This is a genomic window from Paenibacillus violae (assembly GCF_032461945.1).
Lineage (GTDB): Bacteria > Bacillota > Bacilli > Paenibacillales > NBRC-103111 > Paenibacillus_E > Paenibacillus_E violae.
This window is the reverse complement of sequence record NZ_JAWCUD010000008.1, coordinates 16,131-39,746: the sequence shown is the minus strand read 5'-3', so window position 1 is coordinate 39,746 and position 23,616 is coordinate 16,131. Positions and strand designations below refer to the sequence as shown.

Annotated in this window: 22 protein-coding genes and 2 other annotated features; of the genes, 5 read left to right on the top strand and 17 right to left on the bottom strand. The window is 48.9% G+C overall.

The genetic code is table 11. From position 1 onward, the window contains the following. Positions 1-99: 99 nt before the first annotated feature. From RQP52_RS21555 to RQP52_RS21525, 7 genes are all read right to left on the bottom strand, one after another. Entirely contained in the window at positions 100-1,668 is a 1,569-nt protein-coding gene (locus RQP52_RS21555; RefSeq protein ID WP_315953769.1) for a 2-isopropylmalate synthase, read from the bottom strand. A 372-nt stretch (positions 1,669-2,040) separates the two neighbouring features. Continuing rightward, positions 2,041-2,295, bottom strand: a binding site (T-box leader). Between the two features lie 38 nt (positions 2,296-2,333). Further along, positions 2,334-2,584 (bottom strand) — a binding site (T-box leader). A gap of 74 nt (positions 2,585-2,658) precedes the next feature. Next, positions 2,659-3,720: a tRNA (adenosine(37)-N6)-threonylcarbamoyltransferase complex transferase subunit TsaD gene (gene tsaD / locus RQP52_RS21550; RefSeq protein WP_315954018.1), complete on the bottom strand. Its 1,062-nt coding sequence runs from the start codon at positions 3,718-3,720 to the stop codon at positions 2,659-2,661. A gap of 30 nt (positions 3,721-3,750) precedes the next feature. Then, the gene (gene rimI / locus RQP52_RS21545; RefSeq protein WP_315954017.1) at positions 3,751-4,203 is read right to left on the bottom strand and encodes a ribosomal protein S18-alanine N-acetyltransferase; all 453 of its coding nucleotides are present in this window, start codon (positions 4,201-4,203) and stop codon (positions 3,751-3,753) included. Positions 4,204-4,256: 53 nt separating this feature from the next. Beyond that, a complete protein-coding gene (gene tsaB / locus RQP52_RS21540; protein WP_315953768.1) occupies positions 4,257-5,081 on the bottom strand; it encodes a tRNA (adenosine(37)-N6)-threonylcarbamoyltransferase complex dimerization subunit type 1 TsaB in 825 nt (274 codons plus the stop codon). Continuing rightward, the gene (tsaE, locus tag RQP52_RS21535) at positions 5,078-5,569 is read right to left on the bottom strand and encodes a tRNA (adenosine(37)-N6)-threonylcarbamoyltransferase complex ATPase subunit type 1 TsaE (protein ID WP_315953767.1); all 492 of its coding nucleotides are present in this window, start codon (positions 5,567-5,569) and stop codon (positions 5,078-5,080) included. The genes tsaB and tsaE overlap by 4 nt, the downstream gene beginning before the upstream one ends. 115 nt (positions 5,570-5,684) lie before the next feature. Further along, positions 5,685-5,867 carry an H-type small acid-soluble spore protein gene (locus RQP52_RS21530; RefSeq protein WP_315953766.1) on the bottom strand — a complete coding sequence of 61 codons (183 nt, stop codon included), beginning with the start codon at positions 5,865-5,867 and terminating at the stop codon, positions 5,685-5,687. Further along, positions 5,864-6,049, bottom strand: a complete 186-nt coding sequence (locus RQP52_RS21525; protein WP_315953765.1) for a hypothetical protein — start codon at positions 6,047-6,049, stop codon at positions 5,864-5,866. The genes RQP52_RS21530 and RQP52_RS21525 overlap by 4 nt, the downstream gene beginning before the upstream one ends. Before the next feature lie 174 nt (positions 6,050-6,223). On the opposite strand from RQP52_RS21525, the gene ku reads away from it, so the two are divergent. Further along, on the top strand, positions 6,224-7,096 hold the full coding sequence (gene ku, locus RQP52_RS21520; RefSeq protein WP_315953764.1) for a non-homologous end joining protein Ku: 873 nt from the start codon (positions 6,224-6,226) through the stop codon (positions 7,094-7,096). Positions 7,097-7,155: 59 nt separating this feature from the next. Here ku and RQP52_RS21515 read toward each other — a convergent pair whose 3' ends face one another. The 3 genes from RQP52_RS21515 to modA all read right to left on the bottom strand — a co-directional run bounded on the left by RQP52_RS21515 (position 7,156) and on the right by modA (position 9,778). Further along, positions 7,156-8,100 (bottom strand): ATP-dependent DNA ligase, encoded by a 945-nt coding sequence (locus tag RQP52_RS21515; RefSeq protein WP_315953763.1) that lies wholly within the window; start codon positions 8,098-8,100, stop codon positions 7,156-7,158. Between the two features lie 134 nt (positions 8,101-8,234). Beyond that, positions 8,235-8,906: a molybdate ABC transporter permease subunit gene (modB, locus tag RQP52_RS21510; protein WP_315953762.1), complete on the bottom strand. Its 672-nt coding sequence runs from the start codon at positions 8,904-8,906 to the stop codon at positions 8,235-8,237. After that, positions 8,906-9,778: a molybdate ABC transporter substrate-binding protein gene (gene modA, locus RQP52_RS21505; RefSeq protein WP_394358171.1), complete on the bottom strand. Its 873-nt coding sequence runs from the start codon at positions 9,776-9,778 to the stop codon at positions 8,906-8,908. Before modA ends, modB begins: the two co-directional genes overlap by 1 nt. Positions 9,779-9,948: 170 nt before the next feature. On the opposite strand from modA, the gene RQP52_RS21500 reads away from it, so the two are divergent. Beyond that, positions 9,949-10,920, top strand: coding sequence for a helix-turn-helix transcriptional regulator (locus RQP52_RS21500; protein WP_315953761.1), 972 nt, complete (start codon positions 9,949-9,951; stop codon positions 10,918-10,920). Here RQP52_RS21500 and RQP52_RS21495 read toward each other — a convergent pair. Both RQP52_RS21495 and RQP52_RS21490 read right to left on the bottom strand, forming a co-directional pair. Further along, positions 10,917-14,993, bottom strand: a complete 4,077-nt coding sequence (locus RQP52_RS21495; protein ID WP_315953760.1) for a sulfite reductase subunit alpha — start codon at positions 14,991-14,993, stop codon at positions 10,917-10,919. The two genes, RQP52_RS21500 and RQP52_RS21495, sit on opposite strands and share 4 nt — an antisense overlap. 219 nt (positions 14,994-15,212) lie before the next feature. Then, positions 15,213-15,614 carry a MarR family winged helix-turn-helix transcriptional regulator gene (locus RQP52_RS21490; protein WP_315953759.1) on the bottom strand — a complete coding sequence of 134 codons (402 nt, stop codon included), beginning with the start codon at positions 15,612-15,614 and terminating at the stop codon, positions 15,213-15,215. Between the two features lie 152 nt (positions 15,615-15,766). Between RQP52_RS21490 and RQP52_RS21485 the strand changes: the two genes are divergently transcribed. Further along, on the top strand, positions 15,767-17,059 hold the full coding sequence (locus tag RQP52_RS21485) for an arsenic transporter (protein ID WP_315953758.1): 1,293 nt from the start codon (positions 15,767-15,769) through the stop codon (positions 17,057-17,059). 93 nt (positions 17,060-17,152) lie between these two features. Continuing rightward, on the top strand, positions 17,153-17,764 hold the full coding sequence (locus tag RQP52_RS21480) for a DUF2238 domain-containing protein (protein WP_315953757.1): 612 nt from the start codon (positions 17,153-17,155) through the stop codon (positions 17,762-17,764). Between the two features lie 13 nt (positions 17,765-17,777). On the opposite strand, the gene RQP52_RS21475 is transcribed toward RQP52_RS21480, so the two are convergent. From RQP52_RS21475 to RQP52_RS21455, 5 genes are all read right to left on the bottom strand, one after another. Next, positions 17,778-18,104 (bottom strand): YnfA family protein, encoded by a 327-nt coding sequence (locus RQP52_RS21475; RefSeq protein WP_315953756.1) that lies wholly within the window; start codon positions 18,102-18,104, stop codon positions 17,778-17,780. 508 nt (positions 18,105-18,612) lie between these two features. Continuing rightward, positions 18,613-19,341, bottom strand: coding sequence for an anti-sigma factor (locus RQP52_RS21470; protein WP_315953755.1), 729 nt, complete (start codon positions 19,339-19,341; stop codon positions 18,613-18,615). Positions 19,342-19,345: 4 nt separating this feature from the next. After that, the gene (locus RQP52_RS21465) at positions 19,346-19,912 is read right to left on the bottom strand and encodes a sigma-70 family RNA polymerase sigma factor (protein WP_127453570.1); all 567 of its coding nucleotides are present in this window, start codon (positions 19,910-19,912) and stop codon (positions 19,346-19,348) included. A 143-nt stretch (positions 19,913-20,055) separates the two neighbouring features. Further along, complete coding sequence (locus RQP52_RS21460) at positions 20,056-21,738, bottom strand: hypothetical protein (RefSeq protein WP_315953754.1); 1,683 nt, start codon at positions 21,736-21,738, stop codon at positions 20,056-20,058. 135 nt (positions 21,739-21,873) lie between these two features. Then, positions 21,874-22,491: a nitroreductase family protein gene (locus RQP52_RS21455; protein WP_315953753.1), complete on the bottom strand. Its 618-nt coding sequence runs from the start codon at positions 22,489-22,491 to the stop codon at positions 21,874-21,876. Between the two features lie 234 nt (positions 22,492-22,725). Here RQP52_RS21455 and ligD point away from each other — a divergent pair, with 234 nt between their 5' ends. Further along, positions 22,726-23,610 carry a non-homologous end-joining DNA ligase gene (ligD, locus tag RQP52_RS21450; RefSeq protein ID WP_315953752.1) on the top strand — a complete coding sequence of 295 codons (885 nt, stop codon included), beginning with the start codon at positions 22,726-22,728 and terminating at the stop codon, positions 23,608-23,610. Positions 23,611-23,616: the final 6 nt, after the last annotated feature.

Sequence of the window (23,616 nt, the reverse complement as noted above, 5' to 3'; positions counted from 1 at the left end):
TTTGAAGTTATACACATTATCCACAAGCCATGTGCATAACTTTGTTCACAAGTCGTGTATATAACTAAGTTTTCTCACAATTCGAGTAGCCGGAACCCATTAAGAAGCTGTCGTCACTTCCGTGGAATCTGCCGCAGGATGACCTTGCATGCGAATCGCTTGGTTACACGCGGAAATAAATGCTTTTGCCACAGCTACCAGCACATCCTGGTCGATACCTGTATTCTTATAGGTTTGACCTTCTACCGTGATCGTGACCTCCGCTTCTCCGGTTGCTTTTTCACCTGTGGACAAGGAATGCAGCTCCAGATCGGAGAAGTCCACATCCATCGGAATCGCTTGTCGCAGGCTTTGCACGATTGCTTCGATTGGACCTTCGCCAGTGCCTGAGTAGACACTTTCAACACCTGTCTGATTGTCTCGAACCGAGACGGAAGCCACACGATTGCGATCACTGCTGGAAACAACCTGCATATGCGTCAGTGTGAATGGCTCCATTTGTCCATCGACCGTTGAACCAACAAGCTCCAGAAGCTGATCGTCGGTTACCATTTTCTGTTCATCGGCTTTTTCTTTGAACTTGGTGTACAGTGTATCCAGTTCTTCTCCTGAAAGTTCAATGCCAAATTGGCCTACGCGATGCTTCAGCGCGTGTCTTCCGGAATGCTTGCCAAGAATGATCATGGAGCGTGGAATGCCCAGCTTTTCCGGGTCCATAATTTCGTAAGTATTGCGGTTTTTCAGCAAACCGTCCTGATGAATGCCCGCTTCGTGCTGGAAGGCATTTCTTCCAACAATCGGCTTGTTGTAAGCAATCGGGAAGCCCATGATGCGGCTGACCATTTTGGATGTGTTGAAAATCTCGCTGGACACAATCCCAGTTTCCACACCCATCGTTTGCTTGCGCGTCTCTATCGCCATCACGAGTTCTTCGAGGGAACAGTTTCCTGCGCGCTCTCCTACCCCGTTCACCGTTACCTCAACGTGTGTGACCCCAGCTGCAATTGCCGCAAGGCTATTTGCTACAGCAAGCCCAAGATCGTTGTGGCAATGCGCACTGTACTCGACCGTATCGCCGCCTCTTACACTTTGGCGCACTCTGCGGAACATTGCCCCGTATTCTTCCGGCAGCGCATAGCCGACTGTGTCCGGAATATTGAGAATCGTAGCGCCCTCTGCAATGACCGCCTCGAGCACTTCAAACAGGAATTCGTCCCCGGTCCGTGTAGCATCCATCGGCGAGAATTCAATGTTGTTCACGAACTGCTTCGCGTATGCGACCATGGATCGAGCCATCTCGACGACCTGCTGACGGGATTTTCGAAGCTGGAAATCCAGGTGGATGTCCGAGGAGGACAAGAACATGTGGATACGGCGCGAAGCCGCGTCTTGAGTAGCTTTGATTGCCGAATCAATATCGGCCTTCATCGCACGGGCAAATCCGCAAATTTCCACACCTTGCAGTTCGCGCGAAATTTGCTGCACCGCATGAAAGTCACCAGGGCTCGATATAGGGAAGCCGGGCTCGATTGTATCAACGCCCATTTTGGCTAGCTGTCTTGCGATGCGAATTTTTTCTTCCGGGTAAAGTGAAGCGCCTGGCGCTTGCTCTCCGTCTCTAAGTGTCGTATCAAAAATGCGAATGCGGCGGTTTGTGTTATTTTCCATGGTTCAATTCCTCCTTGAATTAGAGCCAATCTTTGTTGACTGTGGTTTGTTGGTGGTGATGCTTGATACTTGCCAGTTGTCGGCTGGAAGATTAGTTGTTTGTGTTGGTGGTGAGTGTTTTAAGGGAACCTCATTCCTCTATTCATACGGAATGATGAAGTTCCACTCACGAAGCGGAACTACAGGGCCTTATTCTCTCTCCGCGGACCATATTTTCACCAAATACGCTGAAATAGCGGACCATAGTTCCCCTCCCAAAACTTTTAAAGGCTTTTTCGACGAAATAGCGCCCTGGAATTCCCTTTCCGCCGCCGATCGAGGCAGAGCTCCCGTCCGGGAGACGGAGACGACAAAAAGACCCGTCATCTCCACATAAGAGACGACGGGTCTTCACCCAGCGCGGTACCACTCTTGTTGGCTCCGCATGACGAAGCCCACCTCAGACATAGCGGCTGCTATGTCACCTGATCACGGAGGTCATCCGTTCATCCCTAACAGCAGGTGAAACTGCCGATCAGGATGACCGCTTCCAAGCGAGTTCGGGGCGTTCACGGTCTGCGTCGCATCAACCCGCAGCTTTCTGTACCGTAGAAGTGAGCCCTTACTACTCTTGTTCATTGCGTTTGTTCTATATTCGAAAACCAAAAAGACCTGCCATCTCTATAATAAGAGACGACAGGTCTGAACCTTCCGCGGTACCACTCTAATTGATCCGAGCTGTTACACTCGAAACCACTCATGTACCCGATCACGGGGGTCAACCGTCAAGACCTACTTGGGTGCTGGATCCTTGGCATCCATATCAGCCTTACCGCTCCCGGGCGAGTTCTGGTCACGTTTCGTCTGTGCTTTCACCAAGCGCACAGCTCTCTGAGCGAAACTGAGGTTCCGTACTAATCCCGTTCGATGCGTTTTAAAGTATTGATTGTGATTATAATATGCACATTTGGCAAAGTCAATACCGTTATCTGAACATTTATTTTTTTCAGACTACCATTCTTCCAGCTTAAGCTGCGGCTCCGCTTTGAGCTCCATGGAGTCGAACTCCTGCTTGTCCCACTTCAGGAAAGCGGCTGCGCCTATCATCGCAGCGTTGTCCGTACATAGGGCGTGCGGAGGCACCAGCAGCGGCACGTCCAACTCGCCGCAGCGCTCAGCCAGCGCGCTGCGCAGCCCTTTGTTCGCGGCGACTCCGCCCGCGAGCAGGAGCTGTTTGGCGCCGTATTCGCGGACGGCGCGCGCCGCTTTTTCGACAAGCACGTCGATGACGGATGCTTGGAAGCCTTTGGCGATTTGCGCGGTTTGGACGGCTTCGCCGCGCATTTTGCTTTGGTTGACGACGTTCAGCACAGCGGATTTCAATCCGCTGAAGCTGAAGTCGTAAGAATCTGCCTCAAGCCACGAGCGCGGCAGCTTGATCTCGGATTCGGCTTCCTGTGCAAGCCGATCCACGTGAGGGCCGCCAGGGTATGGCAGCCCCATGGCTCTGGCGATTTTGTCGTAGGCTTCGCCAGCTGCATCATCGCGTGTTCGCCCGATGATGCGGAATTTGCCCGGCGCCTCGAGCAGCACAAGCTCGGTATGCCCGCCGGACACGACGAGGGAAATCAGCGGATATTCCAGCTCATGCACGAGCTGATTCGCATAAATATGTCCCGCGATATGGTGGACACCGATAAGCGGCAGATCCAGTGCGCAGGCCAGCGCTTTGCCTGCAACGACGCCAACCAGCAAAGCCCCGATCAGACCGGGACCCTCTGTGACGGCAATCGCTGACAGCTCTTGAAGCGATACCCCGGCTTTTTCAACGGCTTCCTCCAGCATCCACGTGATCGACTCCACGTGCTTCCGGGAAGCCACCTCAGGCACGACGCCACCAAAACGTTGATGCGTCTCAATCTGGCTCGAAATCACATTCGAGCGTATGATTTTACCATTTTCGACAATGGCGACAGAGGTTTCATCACAGCTTGTTTCGATAGCCAAAATATAGACGGGTTTACTAGATTTATCTGTACTTGCTTCCGCAACTTCTCGTTGTTGTTGATCCAATTTACTCACATTCTTCACCTGCCGAAAGCCTCAATCCCCGAGACTATCCTTTCTTCTCTTAGGCAAATCCGCCCACATAATGACCGCATCTTCACGATTATCGGTATAGTAACCTCTGCGTACACCAACGGAGCGGAAGCCGACTTTTTCATACAAATTTTGCGCCACGTAGTTCGATGCCCGCACCTCAAGCGTCATACGAATCGCCCCGAGAAAAGCGGCTGTTTTCATCAACTCACGCATAAGACGCTCTCCGAGCTTACGGCCTCTGTAAGAGTCTCGGACAGCAATATTCGTTACATGCGCCTCTTCCATAATGAGCCACATGCCGCCGTATCCAGCGACGTCGCCGCCAATATCCATGATCATATAATGAGCGAACTGATTGTTCGTTAATTCATTTTCAAAAGCGCCTTTGGTCCAAGGTGTCGTAAAGGCCTCCTGCTCAATTTCACAAATAAAGGGAATATCATCCATCTGCATGGAGCGAAAAACCAACGTTTCTTCCGTTGTCTGCGGTTGATGTTGTTCCACAATCAATTCCCTCCCTTCTTCACTTGGATGCCGGCCAGCAAATTCGCTTCTGCTTCCGGCAGTCTTGTGTAATTTGGCACAAATGTATGCACATCCGCCTTCTCACCCTTCGCTAATCGAGGGTAGGCAAGCGCGCCAATATACTGGGCTTCGATCCCGTAGGAAAGCTGCTCAGAGCTCCCTTTCCAATCTTGCGCAAATTGTGCAAGTTCTTCGCTGAAGCCCTCCGTTTCGCCTACAAAAAGGATCTTATGCGGCACTTGTTCAGGCTCTGTACTTGCCGCCTGCTCGAGCAGCTGCGTCAACCAGGCTCCAATGACTCGAATACCATCCGGCAGCACTTCATGCCAATCTGCAGTTAGCGCCACTTGATCTGACATCGGCGAAACACCCGAATACGCGTAAACGGCAGTAAACGCCTGCTTGCGCCTTCCATCCAAAAGCGGCACGACCCACGTGAGCCTCTTATTGCTTTTGTCCTCCTGCTTCATCGCTCCACCAAGCGCCATGGCTTCCAAGCTGGATACCCCGATAAGATCAAGTCCCAGCGACCAGGCAAATGTCTTGGCAACGGAAACAGCAATACGCACCCCAGTGTACGAGCCCGGGCCTTGTCCCACTGCAACAGATTGCAGGTCTTTCGGTTTCAGCTGCAGCGCAGCCAGCAAATCTTGAATATGGGGAAGCAATCCGATAGAGTGATTCCGCTCAGCATGCGAACTTACCTCGCCCAGCATCTTTCCGTTTTCTAGAATCGCAACTGTCATCGCTGAAGATGAGGTATCGATGGCTAAGCATCGTCCTGAATAATTGGTCCGGTCTGTCATTGTAAATGTCCGTTCTCCTTCATCTGCACACACCAACTCACATACGGATCTCCGTGCGGAGTCAGGTGAAACACTCTGGTTTGATCCCCCTGAAGGGATATCGTAATGGCAAGTCGCTCCTGCGGCAGAAGATCTTCAATCAAGCTTGACCATTCAATCAAGGTCACGCCGGTTCCATAGAAGTAATCCTCCAACCCCAGCTCGTCCGCCTCCTCTTGGGAAATGCGGTACATATCCATATGGTAGAAAGGAAGCCTAGCTCCCTCATATTCTTTTATAATTGTAAATGTGGGGGAATTAACGTGTTCTTGAATGCCTATCGCCCTTGCAAAACCTTGCGAAAATCTCGTCTTGCCTGCTCCCAAATCACCGTCTAACGTTAGGACGGAGCCGGGGATCAAATAAGCTGCCAGCAATTTCCCAAGTAGATCCGTGTCATCCTCATGTTGGGAGTAGTACGTAAATGTGGATTGAGCCAGTGATCTCATCCCTTTCTTCCGATTGCGCTTGCTGCTCCTATTATAGACTTCGCCAGTAGGCCACAGCAACCTGAAATGAAAAAAAGCCGGCCCCGAATTACATCGGGGCCGGCTTGCCATTTCCTCAGTGAACCTCTTCAAGTTCTTGAACGGTCACTAATCGGGAATCGGCCGGGTTTTCCTCGGCATGAACCTTAGCGAGCGCTTTGTTGGAGTCGACACTGTCGATCCAGACGGGAACGCCGTTAAGTTCAACCGTAATCTTTTCATCAGCGGCTAAAATTTCCTGAGCGCGATGAAGGTTCATGGCTCATCCAATACGGATTCTGGATGATCCATCGTATCCGTTGACGTGGACTCGATTAATCCGTTATGCATGGTGACGTTGCCGCCTCCCAAGCCCTCATTAATCATACGGTCAATATCCATAAAATGATCTTCTTGACCCTGATTACTTGTATCTTGGGATGCATTTGAATCTTGTGCCATCCGTGAATCCCTCCTTAGCATTAGCTTTGCCTATGACAAGCTAGTTAGCATTAAACTTGCATCATTAACGTACCCACTCAGGTAGCAAACCATTCTCTCAAATTGCATCCGTATAAAGGAAAGAAATCAAGAGAATACTAGTACAATGAAGCTCATTTGGGGAGGAATCAAGCGATGCATACGGTTTGGAAAGGCGCTATCTCTTTCGGACTTGTACATGTGCCTGTGAAAATGTTTTCGGCTACGGAAGATAAGGACATCTCCATGCGATATATACATAAAACCTGCATAACCCCGCTTGCTTATGTACGCAAATGCCAGACTTGCGACAAAGAAGTAGAGTGGGATGAAATTACGAAAGGTTATGAATATGAACCAGGGCGATTCGTCCTTTTTGAAAAGGAAGAGTTGGAAACGATCTCAGGAGAAGCAAATAAAGAGATCAAAATTTTGGACTTCGTCAACTTGACGGATATCGACCCTGTATATTTTCAAAAAACGTATTATTTAGGGCCTGGGGATACGGGTGCTGGCGCCTATAATTTGCTGCTCGATTCGATGCGCCAAACCGGCAAAATCGGCATCGCCAAAGTTTCTATCCGCTCCAAGAGCTCTTTGGCCGCGATTCGTGTCATTGAGAACTGCTTGGCGCTCGAGACTATTTTCTACCCCGACGAAATTCGTCCCATCTCGCAAGTTCCTAACTTGCCGGAGAAGGTTACCGTGAACGAACGTGAGCTGGATATGGCCAAAATGCTGATCAGCCAGTTATCTTCTCCTTTTGAACCGGAAAAATATAAAGATGAATATCGGGGACGATTGCTGGAAGCTATCGAGCACAAAATTGCAGGGGAAGAAGTACAAGCCGCGCCTGCTCTGCAAAAAACGAGCGTTATCGATCTTATGGCTGCTCTGCAAGCGAGCCTTGATGCTACCAAATCCTCCGATGACGGCAAAGTGACTTTGGAGTCTGATGCGACCGTTACGGAGGAAAAGAAACCAAAAGCTAAGCCGCGCGCCAAAAAAGCGAAGGAACCTGTTACGTAAAATAAATAAGCGCTGATCCTTGGATTAAGGATGAGCGCTTTTGTTTGTTGAGCTGGCAGCTAAAGTTGGCTGAAATTGCATTCCTCAGGCGATACGGAAACAATAGCTTGAATACTGGGCTGGCGTAAATTTCGTTCTCGCGTCCAGGCCATATAATTGATTTTGACCGTAATGAGAGGCTGAATCCAGATGGCTTCTTTGGACCTTTCGGGCGTGTTAAAAAACGGCTTTTTGTCCAAAACCATTTTATCCGTGACTTCCGTTAACGATCTCCAATCACTTTGCGTCAGCTTTCCGGTTCCTGCATGGCCTATGTACCAAAGCTGCCCGGCATCGTCATAAAGCCCCAGCATAACAGCATTTACTAACTTCCCTCTCTTCGTTACCCCGCCTACGACAGCGACAAGATCATGAATGATTTTCTTTTTCATCCATCGCTTATCTTTGCCATTAAGTTGGTATTTGCTGTTTAAGTCTTTGAGCACAATCCCTTCCATGTCATGCTGCTCCATCACGGCATATAGCGAGGCAGGATCAGAATGGTTAGGAACAACCTGGATCATTTCACTCGTCGAGACCACTTTAGATAAAAGTTGCTGCCGCTGTTGCAGTGGTTGCTCAACCACCCATTGTCCATCATGAAACAGGATGTCAAAAATCATATAAACGACGGGGACTGTTTTTAGGAGCTGTGGAATGTTCTTCGAGTTTCTTACACCGTCTCTTCGCATGATTTCATGAAAGGATGGCTTCCCGTCTTTGAGTGCAATAATTTCCCCGTCTAAAATAACGGATTTGGCTTTGCAGTAGGTTGAAATATTAGCTATCTCCGGGTATTGCATCGTTCGATCGTTTAATCTTCGGTTGATGAGACGGACTTCGTTGCCATCGAAATACGTGAGCATTCGGACGCCATCCCATTTGATTTGCGCCACCCAATCGCCAGACTCGGGCAGTGCCTCTGTGCTAATCGGCTCGAAAGGAATTACAGGCGTTAGTTCCATACATTCCTCCACTTGTTTAATCGGTATTCTTTATTATTGCCATCCTTGGAAAATTAACGCCGCCAGCATATAAAAAAAGAAACTAGAGCGTGCTATTTCGTCAAAATTGACGAGCTAAACACGCTTTCGTTTCTTTAATTGGCACTTTTGCGATTAACGAACAACACCAAAGCAAATGAGATCACAATAATCGTTCCTGCCCAGCACCACGCGAGGGTCTGGTTCCCCGACTCTACTGCGATATAGATCGCTGTAGGCAGCGTCTGCGTCTTATGCGGTATGTTGCCCGCAATCATGAGCGTTGCACCGAATTCACCCAACCCCCGGGCAAACCCAAGGATGTAAGCGGCCGTTATCGAGTGCCACGCAAGTGGCAGCGTGATGTAACGCAGCACCTGCCACTCCTTGGCTCCCGATGATCTTCCTGCATCCTCCACATCTCTGCTAACGGAGGCAAAGCCTGTTTTCATCGTTTGATAGACTAGGGGAAAAGCTACCACAATCGAAGCGATGACGGCAGCACCCCATGTAAAAATAATAGACTGATTGAATAACATCTCCATCCCTGCACCGATCCAGCTCTTTTTGCCGAGAACCACCAGCAGGATGAAGCCAACAACGGTCGGCGGCAGCACCAAAGGCAGCAAGATCGCCGTTTCGACGAAGGACTTCCCCCGGAAGCTTCGCCGCGACATTCCCCAGGCCGCCAAGCCGCCAAGGACAAGAACGAATACACTGGATATCGCCGCTACTTTCAGCGAAAGCAGAATGGGATCAAAGAATTCACGCCAAGCGATTTGTTCCATCATTTCGGAATTGTGAAACCGTATTTCACAAAGACATCCTGCGCTTCTTTCGTTTGAAGGTACGCATAGAAATCCGCAGCTTCTTTGCTATGTTTTGTTGCTTTGACAATACCTGCCGGATATTCGATCGGCGTGTAGGTTTTGGAGTCGACACTTAACGCAACTTTCACTTTTTGCGAAGTCAGCGCATCGGTTTTATAGACGAAACCAGCTTCAGCGTTTCCTGATTCTACATAAGTCAGTACCTGACGAACGTCTTTCCCCTGTACGATTTTGGCTTGCAGCCCATCCCAAAGCTTTGTTTGTGTCAGCGCTTCTTTGGCATAACTTCCTGCCGGAACGGTTTGCGGCTCGCCAATCGCAACGTGTTTAACTCCATCCGACGTTAGATCTTCCACTTTCTGAACAGCTACTTTGCCATCTGCCGGCACAACAAGCACCAATTCGTTGATCAGCAGGTTCTTTTGCTGTGCGGCATCAATCAACTGCTTGTCAACGAGTGCTTTCATATTTTTGGTCGCTGCCGATAAAAATACGTCGGCTGGAGCTCCTTGCTCAATTTGCTGCCCAAGCGCTCCAGAAGCGCCAAAGTTATAGTTCAGCTTAATTTGTTTATTTTTAGCTTCGTAGCTCGTTTGAATTTCTTTCAAGGCATCCGTTAAGCTGGCAGCAGCAGAAATGGTCAATTCCACTTTCTCCGCCGGTGTTGACGCTGTTGCGGCCGGTGCTGGCGATGGTGTAGCTTGCGTCGTTTGCGCAGTCGCTGCTGGAGCAGTGGCCGATGGCTCTTTCGTACTAGCGCACCCTGTAAATACCATTGAAGTAATAACTAGAAGTAATAAAACATAACTAAATAGTCCTTTTTTAAACAAAACAACCCCTCCATCATTATTATTGTATCTATTTAATTATAAATAGCATGGTTTATTTTCATTCTATTATATAATCATTCTTTTTTCTAGAACTGATTGAGATTGTCTTACACCATAGATCCGCTTATGATAGAGGATAACGAATAACCAGAGCGCCACGGAGGGTGACCATGACAGCCGATATATCCTATACCACGGAAGAGATCGCGAAGCTTTTAAAAATCTCCAAACTAACGGTCTATGACCTCATTAAAAAGGGGGATTTACCCGCCTATCGGGTAGGTAAGCAAATGCGTGTAGACGCCTCGGACTTGGAGGCTTATAAAACGCGCGCCAAAGGTGATATGCCTACTACGCTCAAAGTGAACTCTGCGGAATTAGCGCCGCCGTCAAATACATCGTTAGCCACTTCATCCGGCTTGTCATCAGTCCCCAAAAACACGCTTGTCATCACCGGACAGGATGTTAGCTTGGACATTTTGGCCAAGCATATCGAGAAAAAAGTCCCTGACAGATGGCCCCTACGGTCTTATGTCGGAAGTTTGGACAGCCTAATCGCCATGTACAGAGGGGAAACCGACATCGTCAGCACACACCTCTTGGACGGTGACACCGGAGAATACAACATTCCTTATGTACGCAAAATACTGATCGGCTCCTCTTATGTTGTCATCAATCTTGTCTCAAGATCGGCAGGTCTCTATGTCCAGCAAGGAAATCCCAAAAAGATTCAGGGCTGGGCTGATCTCAAGCAGAAAGGCCTTCGGCTGATTAACCGCGAAAAGGGCTCCGGCGCCCGCGTTTTGCTCGATGAGCAGCTCCGTCTGCATGGCATTTCCTATCGGGATCTTATCGGCTATGAACGTGAGGAATCGAATCATATGGGCGTGGCAGGCAAAGTGGCTCTTGGGGAAGGAGATTTCGGTGTAGGGATCGAAAAAGCGGCTTCTATGGTCGGTGGCGTCGATTTCATTCCGCTCATTCAAGAGCGCGTTGATCTTGTTATGCTGAAGAAACCAGAGAATCTGTCATGGATCGAGCGGGTAAAAGAAGTGCTGCAATCGGAGGTTTTCCATAATGAAATACGCCCTATTCAAGGATATAATCTATCCCAAACAGGGCGCGTTCTCTTTGAAACTTAATAGACATCTTTCGCATATCGTTTGGTACGCGACATTTCTTTCACATAACTCTCCGTTTCACTTGCACTCATGCCGCTATGCTGCTGAATAATTTGTTTCAGCGTGGCATCTACCTCTTTGGCCATTGAACTGGCGTCTCCGCAAATATAGAAGTGAGCGCCAGCCTTCAGCCATGCCCACAGCTCTGCCCCATGCTCCAGCATGCGGTGCTGAACGTAGATTTTTTCCTCTTGGTCACGGGAAAAAGCGGTATCCAGACGGTGCAGCGTCCCCTCTTGCAGCATGGTCTCCAGCTCCTCTTTGAAGTAGAAATCACATGCTGCACGCTGTTCCCCGAAAATGAGCCAGTTCTTCCCTTTGGCGCGAGTCGCCTGACGCTCTTGAAGAAAGCCCCGGAAAGGCCCGATTCCGGTACCCGGTCCGATCATGATCATGCCAGCGTCCGGATTGGCCGGAGGTCTGAAGTGAGCGGTCTTTTGGATAAAGAGTCCCACCTCGCCCTCGCCTTGGACGCGATCTGCCAGGAATCCGGAACAAACACCGGTCCGCGGTTTGCCCTCGATTTCATAACGAACGGTTGATACGGTAATGTGGACTTCATCAGCTTCCGCTTTGGGACTAGAGGAAATGGAATACAGGCGAGGCTGCAGCGGTTTTAACACTTGTAGAAGTTCCTCCGCAGAGACAGCTTTACTCATCGGGTAAGCTTGCAGCACATCAACCAATTGGCGGCCCCAAAGCCACTTTTTCAATTCCGCTTTATTTTTCAATAAGTTACCTAGCATTTCGCTGTGGACACGCTCCTGGATGAACTCCAAAATCCCCGGTGTGACCCTGGCAAGTTCGAAGTGACGGCGAAGCGCCTCGGTGACGGTCATTTGACCTTTGTCTTTTACCGTCACCTGTGTCGATGGATCTACTTTAACGGTTTCCAATATGTCCGAGACCATCTTCGGATCATTGGTTGGCCATACGCCAAGCGTATCCCCGGCCTCGTAAGACATCCCACTGCCCGCCAGATCGAAAACATAGTGACGGGTTTCTTTTTCGGAACCTTCTCCGTTTAAAAGCCTACTCTTTACAACTCGTGTAGTTAATGGATGATTGCGGTCATAGGTGACTTGGGCTTCGGTTGTAACTGCAGCAGTCGGTTCACTTAACTTCATCACAACGGCTTTCATCCACGCTGCGGCTTGTTCCTCATAATCCGTGTCACAGTCGACCCGCCCGTTAATGCGTTTAGCCCCCAACTGCTCCAAACGCGCATCCAAATTGCGCCCAAAGCCGCAAAACAAATCATAGTTGGAATCCCCGAAAGCCAGAACAGAGTAATTCAGCTCAGGCAAACGCGTCATTGCTTCTCCTTTTAGCGCGTTCCAGAAGCTCTCACCGTTATCGGGCGGATCTCCAGCACCGAACGTGCTAACCAAGAAGAAAACGTAACGTTCCGCGCTTAAATCTGCCATTGCATAGGCGTTCATATTCATGAGACGCACGTTGTAGCCCGCTTCTTGCAATTTCTGCGCACTTTGGATCGCTGCCCCTTCTGCATTCCCAGTTTGTGAGGCCCACAGTATCGTCACCGATGCTTTATCAGACTGCGTTGTTACTGCTGCTTTCACTTCTGGCTGGGTCTCCGGCGTTATCACAGGCAGCGTTATGGCTTCCGGAAGGTAAGTGCGAGAGAACATACCAGCCAGCATACCGTCCAGCCAATACCGTTTGGATGCCTCCAAAGGCGCTGTAGGAGGCAGAACAGGAATACCTGGCACCTGACGGGAATCTTCCGCTCGGAGACTTGTCAAAAATCCGGAAAGATACATCTTCTCATGATTATCCAGCGTCATTGGCGGTGCGGATTGAATGCCCAACATCGTTGCAAGCGTATCTATAGGTGCCATCGTAGCCATCTTCACTTCCTCCTTCTGTTTAGCTAGTGAAACCGCACAATACTTGAGTTCCGGTTGAAAGGAGATACCATCAACCGCATCACTTGTCACCTCGTTAATGGCCAGCTTCTCTCCGAACACATCATTCCAATGAAAAGGAGCGAAGCAGTTCCCCGGCCTCACGCGATCGGTTATGACCGCAGGCAGGATTGCAAGTCCGCGACGCGAACGAATTTCTATTTTGTCCTGCTCCTTGACGCCAAGCGACTCGGCATCCTCCGGGTGAATTTCGAGAAAGGGACCGGGGTTCAGCTTGTTCAGCGTCGGTATTTTCCCCGTCTTCGTCATGGTATGCCATTGATGCTGCAACCGGCCTGTATTCAACACAAAGTTGAAATCGGAGTCCGGCATCTCCGCCGGCGGCAAATATGGCCGGGCCAAAAATATTCCTTTCCCACTCTCCGTCGCAAAAACGATGCGCGGACGTTTTCCGTCCGCAAGTTCCTTCAAATGCTGGCTGACCCCATCATTCAAGTAACGAATCGGATTGCGATCATTCCGGCTGTCTGGCGCAACTGGCCACTGCATCGATGTTTCGCGCAGCCTTTCATAGGAGGCTCCCCGAATATCGTAGCCGGTCTTAGGATTCCACGCCCGCTGAATCTCCAGATACACTTCCGCCGAGGACGTGTAAGTGAACGCGTCGGAATACCCCATCTCGCAAGCCACCTTGGCGATGATTTGCCAATCCGGCATCGCTTCGCCGGGCGGCTCGACCGCTTTCTCCATTAGCGTCAAATTCCGCTCGGAGTTGATCATAACGCCTTCGGCCTCCGCCCATAAGGCGCCGGGAAGCAGGATGTCCGCATACGCATTCGTCTCTGTCTCATAGAAAGCATCCTGCGTGATAACGAGCTCAGCGGCCTCAAGACCTGCCATCACATTCTTGCGGTTAGGCACCGTCGCGACCGGATTCGTACAAATAATCCAGCAGGCTTTGATATCTCCGGCCTGCATGCTTTCGAACATCGACACCGTTCCTGTGCCTACTTCGGTTTTCAACGTTCCCCGCGGTACGTCCCACATGTCTTCAATAAAATCCCTGTCAGCCGGCGCCAGCACGGATCGCTGCCCTGGCAAGCCAGGGCCCATGTACCCCATCTCCCGGCCCCCCATGGCATTGGGTTGGCCCGTAAGGGAGAAGGGCCCGCTTCCAGGTCGGCAGATGGCGCCTGTTGCCAGATGCAGGTTGCAGATGGCATTGGTATGCCAAGTTCCGTGAGTGCTCTGGTTCAGCCCCATCGTCCAGCACGTCATCCATTCCGGCGACTCGCCAATCCATAATGCCGCTTGACGAATGTCGGCTTCGGGGATGCCGGTTAGTTCAGAAACTTTATCCGGCGTGTAGTCTTCCAGGAATGCCGGCATACCTTCCCATCCTGACGTGAACTCCGCTATAAAAGCCGGGTCCGTATGGCCATTCTTCACAAGCAAGTGCAGCAGGCCATTCAGAAGCGCAAGATCAGTCCCAGGCTTAATTTGCATGTAAAGCCCTGCTTTGTCTGCAGTCGCGTTACGGCGGGGGTCCACCACAATCAGCTTAGCTCCCGCTTTCACCCGATCCATCATTCGCAGGAAGAGAATGGGATGGCAATCCGCCATATTGGCTCCAATGACGAAAAATAAATCCGTGCGGTCCATGTCCTGATACGAGCCCGGCGGACCATCCGCCCCAAGCGACAGCTTGTAGCCACTGCCTGCGCTAGCCATACATAAGCGGGAGTTGGATTCAATGTTATTGGTTCGGATGAAGCCTTTCGCCAGCTTATTAACCAGATATTGCGCCTCCAGCGACATTTGACCCGACACATAGAAAGACATGGCATCCGGCCCGTACTTGTCAACGATAGAACGCAACCGCTTCGCCGTCTCCCTGATGGCATCGGCCATCCCGGTTTTGACAGGTTCTTTCTTACGCGCTAGACGTTTATATGCGTATTCCATCCGCCCAGACTCTGCGATAGCTTGCGCACAGGTGTTGCCCTTGGTGCACAGACGGCCAAAATTAGTCGGATGCTCTTTATCACCCGTCACTTTGAGCACGCGGTTTCCTGATACCTCAAGCACAATTCCGCATCCAACACCGCAATAGGGACAGACGCTTTTCACTTTGTTTGTTGTCATGTTGATTCACCAGCGCTAACGTGCAAGATGCACGTGATTAATTTTTGTATAAATGTAAGAAAAGCGACATCTTCGCAAACGAATTATACTTACTTACAACAAAATATATATCGTACTGCGATAAAAATCAAGGGGTTATGTTAATTTATATAACATTAAAACACCTAATTTTTAGATATTGTTTTGATTATCACATTATATACGTTAAGTTTTATAACATTAATCCTCTTCCGGGAATTCCAAAAGCCCGATATTTTTCAATTCATTCATATGAATTTCCGAAAGGTCCTCCAATAGGCGCATGCCGGACTCCGACAAACGGATGAATATGCTCCGCCCGTCATCCGGATTAGGCATACGATACACCAATTGTAGCTGTTCACAACGGTTAATTAATTCCACACAGGCGTGCGGTGTAACTTGCAAGCGCTCGGCAAGCTCTTTTGGCGTTGCATAATCCCGCCCCGGAAACCCCATGATCGCCAGCATCAGCTGATGATTCTGCGGGGTGAGCCCATGCGCTCTCGCCGCTGACTCACTGAAATGTATAAACTTTCGGATCTGATATCGAAATAAAGCTAGCTGCTCGTAGACCGCTTTGGGTAATCGTTCTTTGGACATATCTGCACCTCGAAAATAAGATACATCATTTTAACACACTACTTCGATTTAAAGGTACGGTTTGACCCCCTTTATCAAATCTTTGATTTAAGCATTGACAAATGATAGAGGAACTATGAAAATGTTGAAGAAATCCGAGTCGGGAGGAATACATGATTTATTTGGCTGTCTTTATTTTTTTACTTACCATTACATTCGTCATCTGGCAGCCACGGGGACTTAATATCGGCTACTCCGCTTCGGCAGGCGCCTTATTGGCACTGATTTTTCAAGTTGTTTCACTGCAGGACGTCGCCACCGTAACAGGGATCGTTTGGAATGCGACCTTGGCTTTTGTCGGCATTATTCTGATCTCCCTCATCCTCGATAATATAGGTTTCTTCGAGTGGGCAGCCCTGCATATGGCGCGTATGGCAAAGGGCAATGGCAAACGCATGTTCATCTACGTCATCCTGCTGGGAGCCGCAGTTTCGGCCTTCTTCGCCAATGACGGTGCTGCGCTCATCTTGACGCCTATTGTGCTCGCCATGGTTCGGGCTTTAAAATTTCCGGATAAAATGATTCTCCCCTTCATCATGGCCAGCGGGTTTATCGCGGATACAACTTCCATCCCGTTCGTTGTCAGCAATTTGGTGAATATTGTTTCGGCCGACTTTTTCAATATTGATTTTACGACCTATGCCAGCCGGATGTTCGTCACCAGCCTTTTTTCATTAGGAGCAAGTCTACTGGTGCTGTATCTATACTTCAGGAAAGATATTCCTGCGGATTATGACGGGACTCATCTCAAAGATCCATCTGCCGCCATTCGAGATCCTCGGCTTTTTCGACTGTCCTGGGTCATTCTAGGTGTCCTGCTAGCGGCATATTTGGCCAGCGGATTCGTTAAAATCCCTGTTTCCTTCATTGTAGGAATCGCTACGCTCGTCTTCATCCTGCTTGCCCGCAGCAGCAAGGCCATCCAAACGAAGCAGATCGTCAAAGACGCTCCATGGGCTATCGTTATTTTTTCAATTGGCATGTATGTCGTCGTATATGGCTTAAAAAATGCCGGCTTAACCGATGCATTAGGAAAAGTAATTGAAGTTATTTCGGGGTATGGTTTGTTGGCTGCCTCTGTCGGCATGGGGTTCCTGTCAGCTATTCTCTCTTCGATTATGAATAATTTACCGACCATACTGATTGGCGCACTGGCGGTGAATGGCACGGGGACTGACGGCGTGATTCGAGAAGCTCTCATTTATGCCAATGTGATCGGGTCGGATTTGGGGCCTAAAATGACACCGATCGGGTCACTGGCGACACTGCTCTGGCTCCACGTTCTTTCGAAAAAAGGGGTAACGATCACCTGGGGGACTTATTTTAGAATCGGCGTCGTGCTTACTATCCCTACGCTGCTCATCACTTTACTTGGTCTATATCTGTGGTTGAAGGTTATTACCTAGGGGCTGCATGACGTTTGTATTTATGTCCACACTATAAGAATAAGCAGATTTGTTATTCAAAATAGTCATCTAGAGAAGGTGGGCTTGATGGGGATGGGTAAAAAGCAATGGCCTTTGTACGTGATGATCACCGTTTTTGCGGCGTACTGGGTATTCATGGCGATTTCACCAACGGATCGCATGCAGTGGCTGATGGAAAATATACTGCTTGTCTCTGTCGTTCTTGTCCTTCTTTTCACTTATAAAAGATTTCGGTTCTCTCAATTGTCCTATTTGTTCATCTTTATCTTCTTGTGCTTTCATACCTATGGAGCTCATTATACTTATCAAGGTACCCCTTTCGACGTTTGGCTAAAAGAAGCCTTCCATACCCATCGCAGCTATTATGATCGGGTTGTGCATCTCCTGTTCGGGCTGCTTTGGGCATATCCTGCCCGAGAATGGCTGACCCGCGCCGGCGGCATGCGAGGCTTCTGGTCTTATGCGATGCCCGTGGCGGTCGTTTTCGGTTTCAGCTCCTTCTTCGAAATCATAGAAATGGGTGCTGCTTATGTGGCAGGTCAAGCTGGCCAGGAGTATGTCGGTATGCAAGGAGATGTCTTTGACTCGGAAAAAGATATGGGACTCGGTCTAATCGGAGCGCTTATTGCGATGATGTTGCTGGGTTGGAAACGCAAACACGGAGAAACAAAGCTCGCCCGTTGAAAATAAGTCTCCCCTATCCCCGGGGCGCCCATAACATAATTGAAACACCGATGACACAGACAACCGCTCCGGTCCAGTCGTAAAGGTCCGGTGTTTTTTTGTCGATGACCCATCCCCATAATACGGCTAGTATGATAAAGACTCCGCCATAAGCTGCGTACACCCGACCAAATGAGGGGAAGCTCTGCAAGGTTGGAATAATCCCATATAAGATGAGGATGATACTTCCCATGATGCCGTACCACAAAGGCTTGGACTCCCGCAGCCATAGCCAAACCAGATAACCCCCGCCGATTTCCGCTAGCCCTGCGACAACAAAGATCAATATGGATAACAACACAATCTCATTCTCCTCACTGATAAAGATTCCGCCAAATCACACCTTGGCATTTGAAGCCATCATCTGAAATTTGCCCTGTCTTGTCAAGGAATCCTGATTTTCTACTCATTCCCGGTATCGCCGGGGCAGACCAACAACAACAGGTGCCGTGCATTGGACGGAGACAATCCTCATGTAAGGAACTACAGGGCGCTATTTAGCTAAAAAGCGCGGTTTTTCGCATCTGGAGGGAACTGTAGGCTCTTATTTCAGCGAAATAAGCTCAAATCGCGCCTAAATTACGAAATAAGAGACCACAGTTCCCCTTCGCAGGCTCATACGGTTATTTCCCGTGAAATAACGCCCCATGGTTCCCACTCCTTTCGCCCCCAGGGACGCATTCACCAAGATAAATGATTTCGTCGTGCTTCTAGGACGAGCGAGTTTGCCAAGTTAGAGCAAAGCAAACAAGCTGCTTTATGAACCCAATCGTTCATAAAGCGGCTTGTTCATTCTCATAGGCAGCGTTCTAGGAGGTGCCCAATATCTTCTTCCCGCGCGGCTGCAGCCCGTTAGGATCGGGCTCAAGCGTAACGCCGAAGGAGTCAATCTGAAAATCCTTGCCTTTCACCGGAATACTGTAAGTCAACACCCCTGTGCCTTTCTCATCAACGCGGAGCGTTCCGCAGTTATACCGCTTTCCGTTCCGATTGAACCAAACTTGGTACGCCGTATCTCCCTTTGTCTCTTGGAGGCCTTGCAAATTAATAACCACATTGTGAACATCGCCGTTCTGAAGCACCCATGCCGTTCCTGAAGCTGTTGGCATTGTGCTTTCAACGGACTTTAATTGGAACGTATGCATGATTTCTGCCGGTTCACTTAAACCCGGATTCGCGGATAGGGCTGAATTCTTCGGTTGGCTGCTCCACCAAATACCTACTGCCAATCCTAAGATAATCGCAGCGGACAACCCGTAAATCCATTTGTATGACCGATTTTTCTTGCTTATTATCGCCTCGATCTTAGCTGGTGGCAGGATGGACTGCATGACCTGCTGCTTTAAGTCCGGCGGCAGCTCCACTTCTTCCATTTCAAAAGGCAAAGCCTGCCAAACATCCTGCAGGTCTCTTAATTCTTCGCGGCAGCTGGCACAAGTTCGCAGATGCCGCTCGAAAGCCGCGCGTTCTAGCTCTGTGCAATCGCCGGTCAAATAGTTGACCAAATCATTGCAATCCACAGTTTCATGTTCTTTCATGACGTCATCCCTCCCTCAGTGATGTCAGATGCTTACGAAGTATTTTTAAACATTGATGCAAGCGGCTTTTGATCGTGCCCACCGGTTCGTTGGTTTGAGAGGCTATCTCACTTAAGGAATAACCTTGCCAATACATCATATCGATCAATTGAATCTGGCTCTCTGACAAATGTACGTACGCCTCGTGAATTTGCTCCCCGATCCATTTGCGTGAGATCACGGACTCCGGATCCGGAGCGTCAGACACAAGGGAATGTTCCCATTCTCTAGGTTCAAAACGGACCACTTGCTCAAGTCTTCGTTTCTTCCTTAAATAATCAATCGTTATATTCCTCGTAACGGTAATAATCCAATTTACAAAGCCGCCTTTGCTTGCGTCATAGCCCTTCTCCGTCGTCCAGAGCCGTGTAAAAACAAGCTGAACAATTTCTCTGGCGGCCTGTTCCTCCTTCAAAGACTTCAGGGCAAAGGAATACACAAGCTTCGCATAACGATCGTAAAGCTCTTCCAGTGCAGGATGGTGCTTACCCAAGACCAACTTCATGAGTTCGGCATCCGTTCGATTTCGCATATTCGGCACACTCCGAGTGGAAATAAAGTTAATACTACTACCTTATCTCCCCGCATGTTGTCTTGGCAATAGATTTATAGAAAAAGAAAACCCCGGCATCGCTGAGCTTGCCAGCATGCCGGAGCGTTTGAAAGCTGTCTTGTTTATCTCGCTTCTGTCTTGGCCGGATCGAGAACGAACCAGACTTTGCCTACATTTTGTCCCGTCGTTTCACCAGGGAGATGATCTTTCACCCAGTAGTAAAGCGGCCAGCCTTTGTAAGTGCTTTGCTTTTTACCGTCAGCTCGCGTCAGCACACCGAAATCACTTGCCGCAAGATCCGTGGAAACCGTCAGGTTCTCGTCGTAGAAGATCGGCCAATTTACCAAACAAGGACCTACACAGGAATTAGGATCAGCCTTATCTTTGGTAAACAAGTACAGGGCCATGCCGTTTTGATCAACTAAATAGGTACCTAGCGCATCGGATTTACTTGTTTTTACAGAGGAATTTACAGCTTTTGTTCCACTGAACTTCACAGGATCAATCACGTACCAAACATGGCCAACGTCCTGTCCCGTTGTGTCTCCCATTTTCTTGTCATCCACCCAGTAATATAACGGAAATCCTTGGTACGTCGTTTGCAGGCTGCCATCTGCGCGGACCAAGGTGCCGAAATCAGCCGAGTTCACTCCCGTAGGCGCGGATATTGCACTTGAGTAGAATACTGGCCATTTCTCCAAACATTTGCCCGAGCAGTTGCTAACGCCTTTCGTGTCTTTATCATAGTAATACAACGCCATGCCGCGAGCATCGGTCAGATAATTGCCAAGATCGGGTTTCGTGCCCATTGCGATTCCGCCATTCGAAGGCTTAATAACGAACCAGACCTTGCCTACGTTATCGCCAACCGTGTCTCCCGGTTTCTGATCCTTCGCGAAGTAATACAGCGGCCACCCTTTGTAAGTGATCTGATCCTTGCCGTCAGCACGCGTGAAAACTCCGAAGTCTGCCGCGCTGAATTCAGCGGGAACCGTAAAATTATTGGCATTGTAAATCGGCCAGTTCGCCAAACAAGCGTCTACGCAAGAATTAACATTCGCTACATCTTTAGTAAAATAGTATAAAGTCATCCCTTTGGCATCTGTTAAATAACTTCCCAAAGCATCGCTCATCTTCAAGCCAAGCGCCGGAGTTTCGAGCACACTAAGTTTACTCGCACTAATTTTGCCCTTTTGGCTTAAGTCTACCGCCAGTGTCTTGGATGACCCTTTGATTGGCGCTTTTAACGCCTCGAGCGTAGCAGTCGCGATATGTAGGTTCTTGAATGATTTCACACCAGCAATCTTGGACAAACCATTTTTGGCTGCAAACGTAATGACATCGTCGTACTGGAAATCAGTTCCTTGCCCATAGCCAAGGGATTCCAGCAAAACTTTGTAATACTGCTGCGCAGTAATACCAGCCATAGGTTCGAAAGTATCGGAACCCGTTCCTTGCCAACCAAGAGCAGGATTCGCTTTCAAATAGCCAAGAATCGCTTGATTCTCCTTGGAAACGCCGCTTGCATCCTTAAAGTTCTCAGTCCCCTTATAAGCCAGCGCCTCGGATTCCAAACCTTTTAACCTCAAAGACATAACCGCCGCTTGCAGCCTTGTCGTCGATTTGTTCAAATATTCCGCGGTCAAGCCGCTGCCGTCTCCTTGCAGAATACCCAAGTCTCCCGCAATATCCGTTTCGGATTTCACGTTCAGCGGTTCCGCCGCCGCGGCTGATAAAGCCGTAGCGCCTGCTGCTAACCCTAATAATACGAGGGAAGATACGATTACTTTTTTCACATTAACCATGCGCGATGACTCCTCCTTATTTTTGCTACTTAAGGTAACGAAGCTTAGGCATAGGCGGTTTGCTTATTTTAAAAAATAAATAAAAAACCCCCTTCACTGTCGTCTGACAATGAAAGGGGCATTCTCTCAATTCGATTAGATGAATCTTACGCGATCTTCAAGCGGTTGAAACTCTTTGTCGCCAGGAACAAAAGTTGGTTTACCGAAAGGCATTTGGGCAATCAGCTTCCACTCGCTTGGAATATTCCATGTTTGAGCAACTTCATCATTAATCAGCGGGTTATAGTGCTGCAAGGATGCACCAAGACCTTCTTGCTCAAGCGCCGTCCAAATAACGAGCTGCAGCATGCCTGAAGATTGGTTGGACCAAATCGGGAAGTTATCGGCATAAGAGGCGAACTGAGCTTGAAGTCCTTCCACAACAGTTTGATCTTCGAAGAAAAGAACAGTACCGGAACCGTTGCTGAAGCCGTTAATTCTTTCTTCTGTTGGCGCGAAGCTGCCTGCAGGCACGACTTTTCTCAACGTTTCTTTGGTGATGCTCCATAATTTATCGGATTGATCGCCGAACAAGACAACAACTCTGGCACTTTGTGAGTTAAAAGCGGATGGCGTGTATTTCACAGCCTCGTTCACAATCTCTTGAATGCGTTCGTTAGAAATAACAGTTCCTTTGCTTAGTCCATAGTACGTACGTCTTTCTTTAACAGCTTTCAGGAAAGCATTGCTTTTCTCTACCGCATTGTTACTCATATAAAATCTCCTCCATCACATGTGATTTAGTGTAATATATAAAATAAATTTAATAACAAAACAGCATCTTCTTCTACTTCATATGTTACTTACTATTTGTTATTTACTTTTATTATTATGATTTATTCTTCGAATTTTGTCAACCACTTTGAACACGGAAATCTCCTCGAAAGTTTGAGAACTCGTCCAGGAGGGAATAATCAGAACTAAACAAAGTGCAGGAGGGATATTCCCATGGCGGTCACAACCAAAGGAACACTGCTCGTGGAAGGTCATGAGCTGACCATCACCAACCCCAATAAGCTTCTATGGCCTGAAGCAGGCATAACGAAAGGAGATTATCTCTCCAAATTATCCGAGCTGTCACCCTACCTGCTGCGTTACTGCCGCAACCGGCACTTAACGACCATCCGCTTCCCAAACGGGTATGATCAAAAGTCCTTTTACCAAAAAAATGCCCCCGATCCGGTACCTAACTTCGTGAAGCTGGCTCCGCTCGATGGCATTCAGTACGTTAACTTGGACTCCTTATCTACGCTTCTTTGGCTGGGAAATCTGGCTTGTTTGGAGTTCCATCCCTCTTTTCACCATATCGGGGACACGCTGCCGGCAGAGTGGGTGATTGATATCGACCCAACTTTGGAGGAAGAGCCGCGCATTATGGAAGCCGCGCATATCATCGGTGAGGTGCTGGACTCTCTGCGCATTCAGTCCATTGCCAAAACCTCCGGCGCCACAGGTGTTCAAATTTATATTCCAATTCAGCCTGGCTACACGTTCGAGCAGCTGCGGAAAATCGGCTATTTTATCGCCTCGTATGTCGTCAAGATTTACCCGAATCTATTTACGATCGAACGGTTCAAGAAGAACCGCGGGGATAAAATCTATATCGACTACCTTCAGCATTGGTACGGGAAAACACTCTCTGCCCCCTATACGCCGCGCGCCAAAAAAGACGCATCCGTCTCCACTCCCCTGTTATGGAAAGAGGTTGAACTGCGTCCTAGCCCTCGTGAATTCAATTTACATACGGTCCTCGACCGGTTAAAGAAATACGGCGACTTGATTGAAGGGGTTCCTCTCCAAAACCTGGACGCGATTTTAGCCCGACTCAGCTAGTAGTAG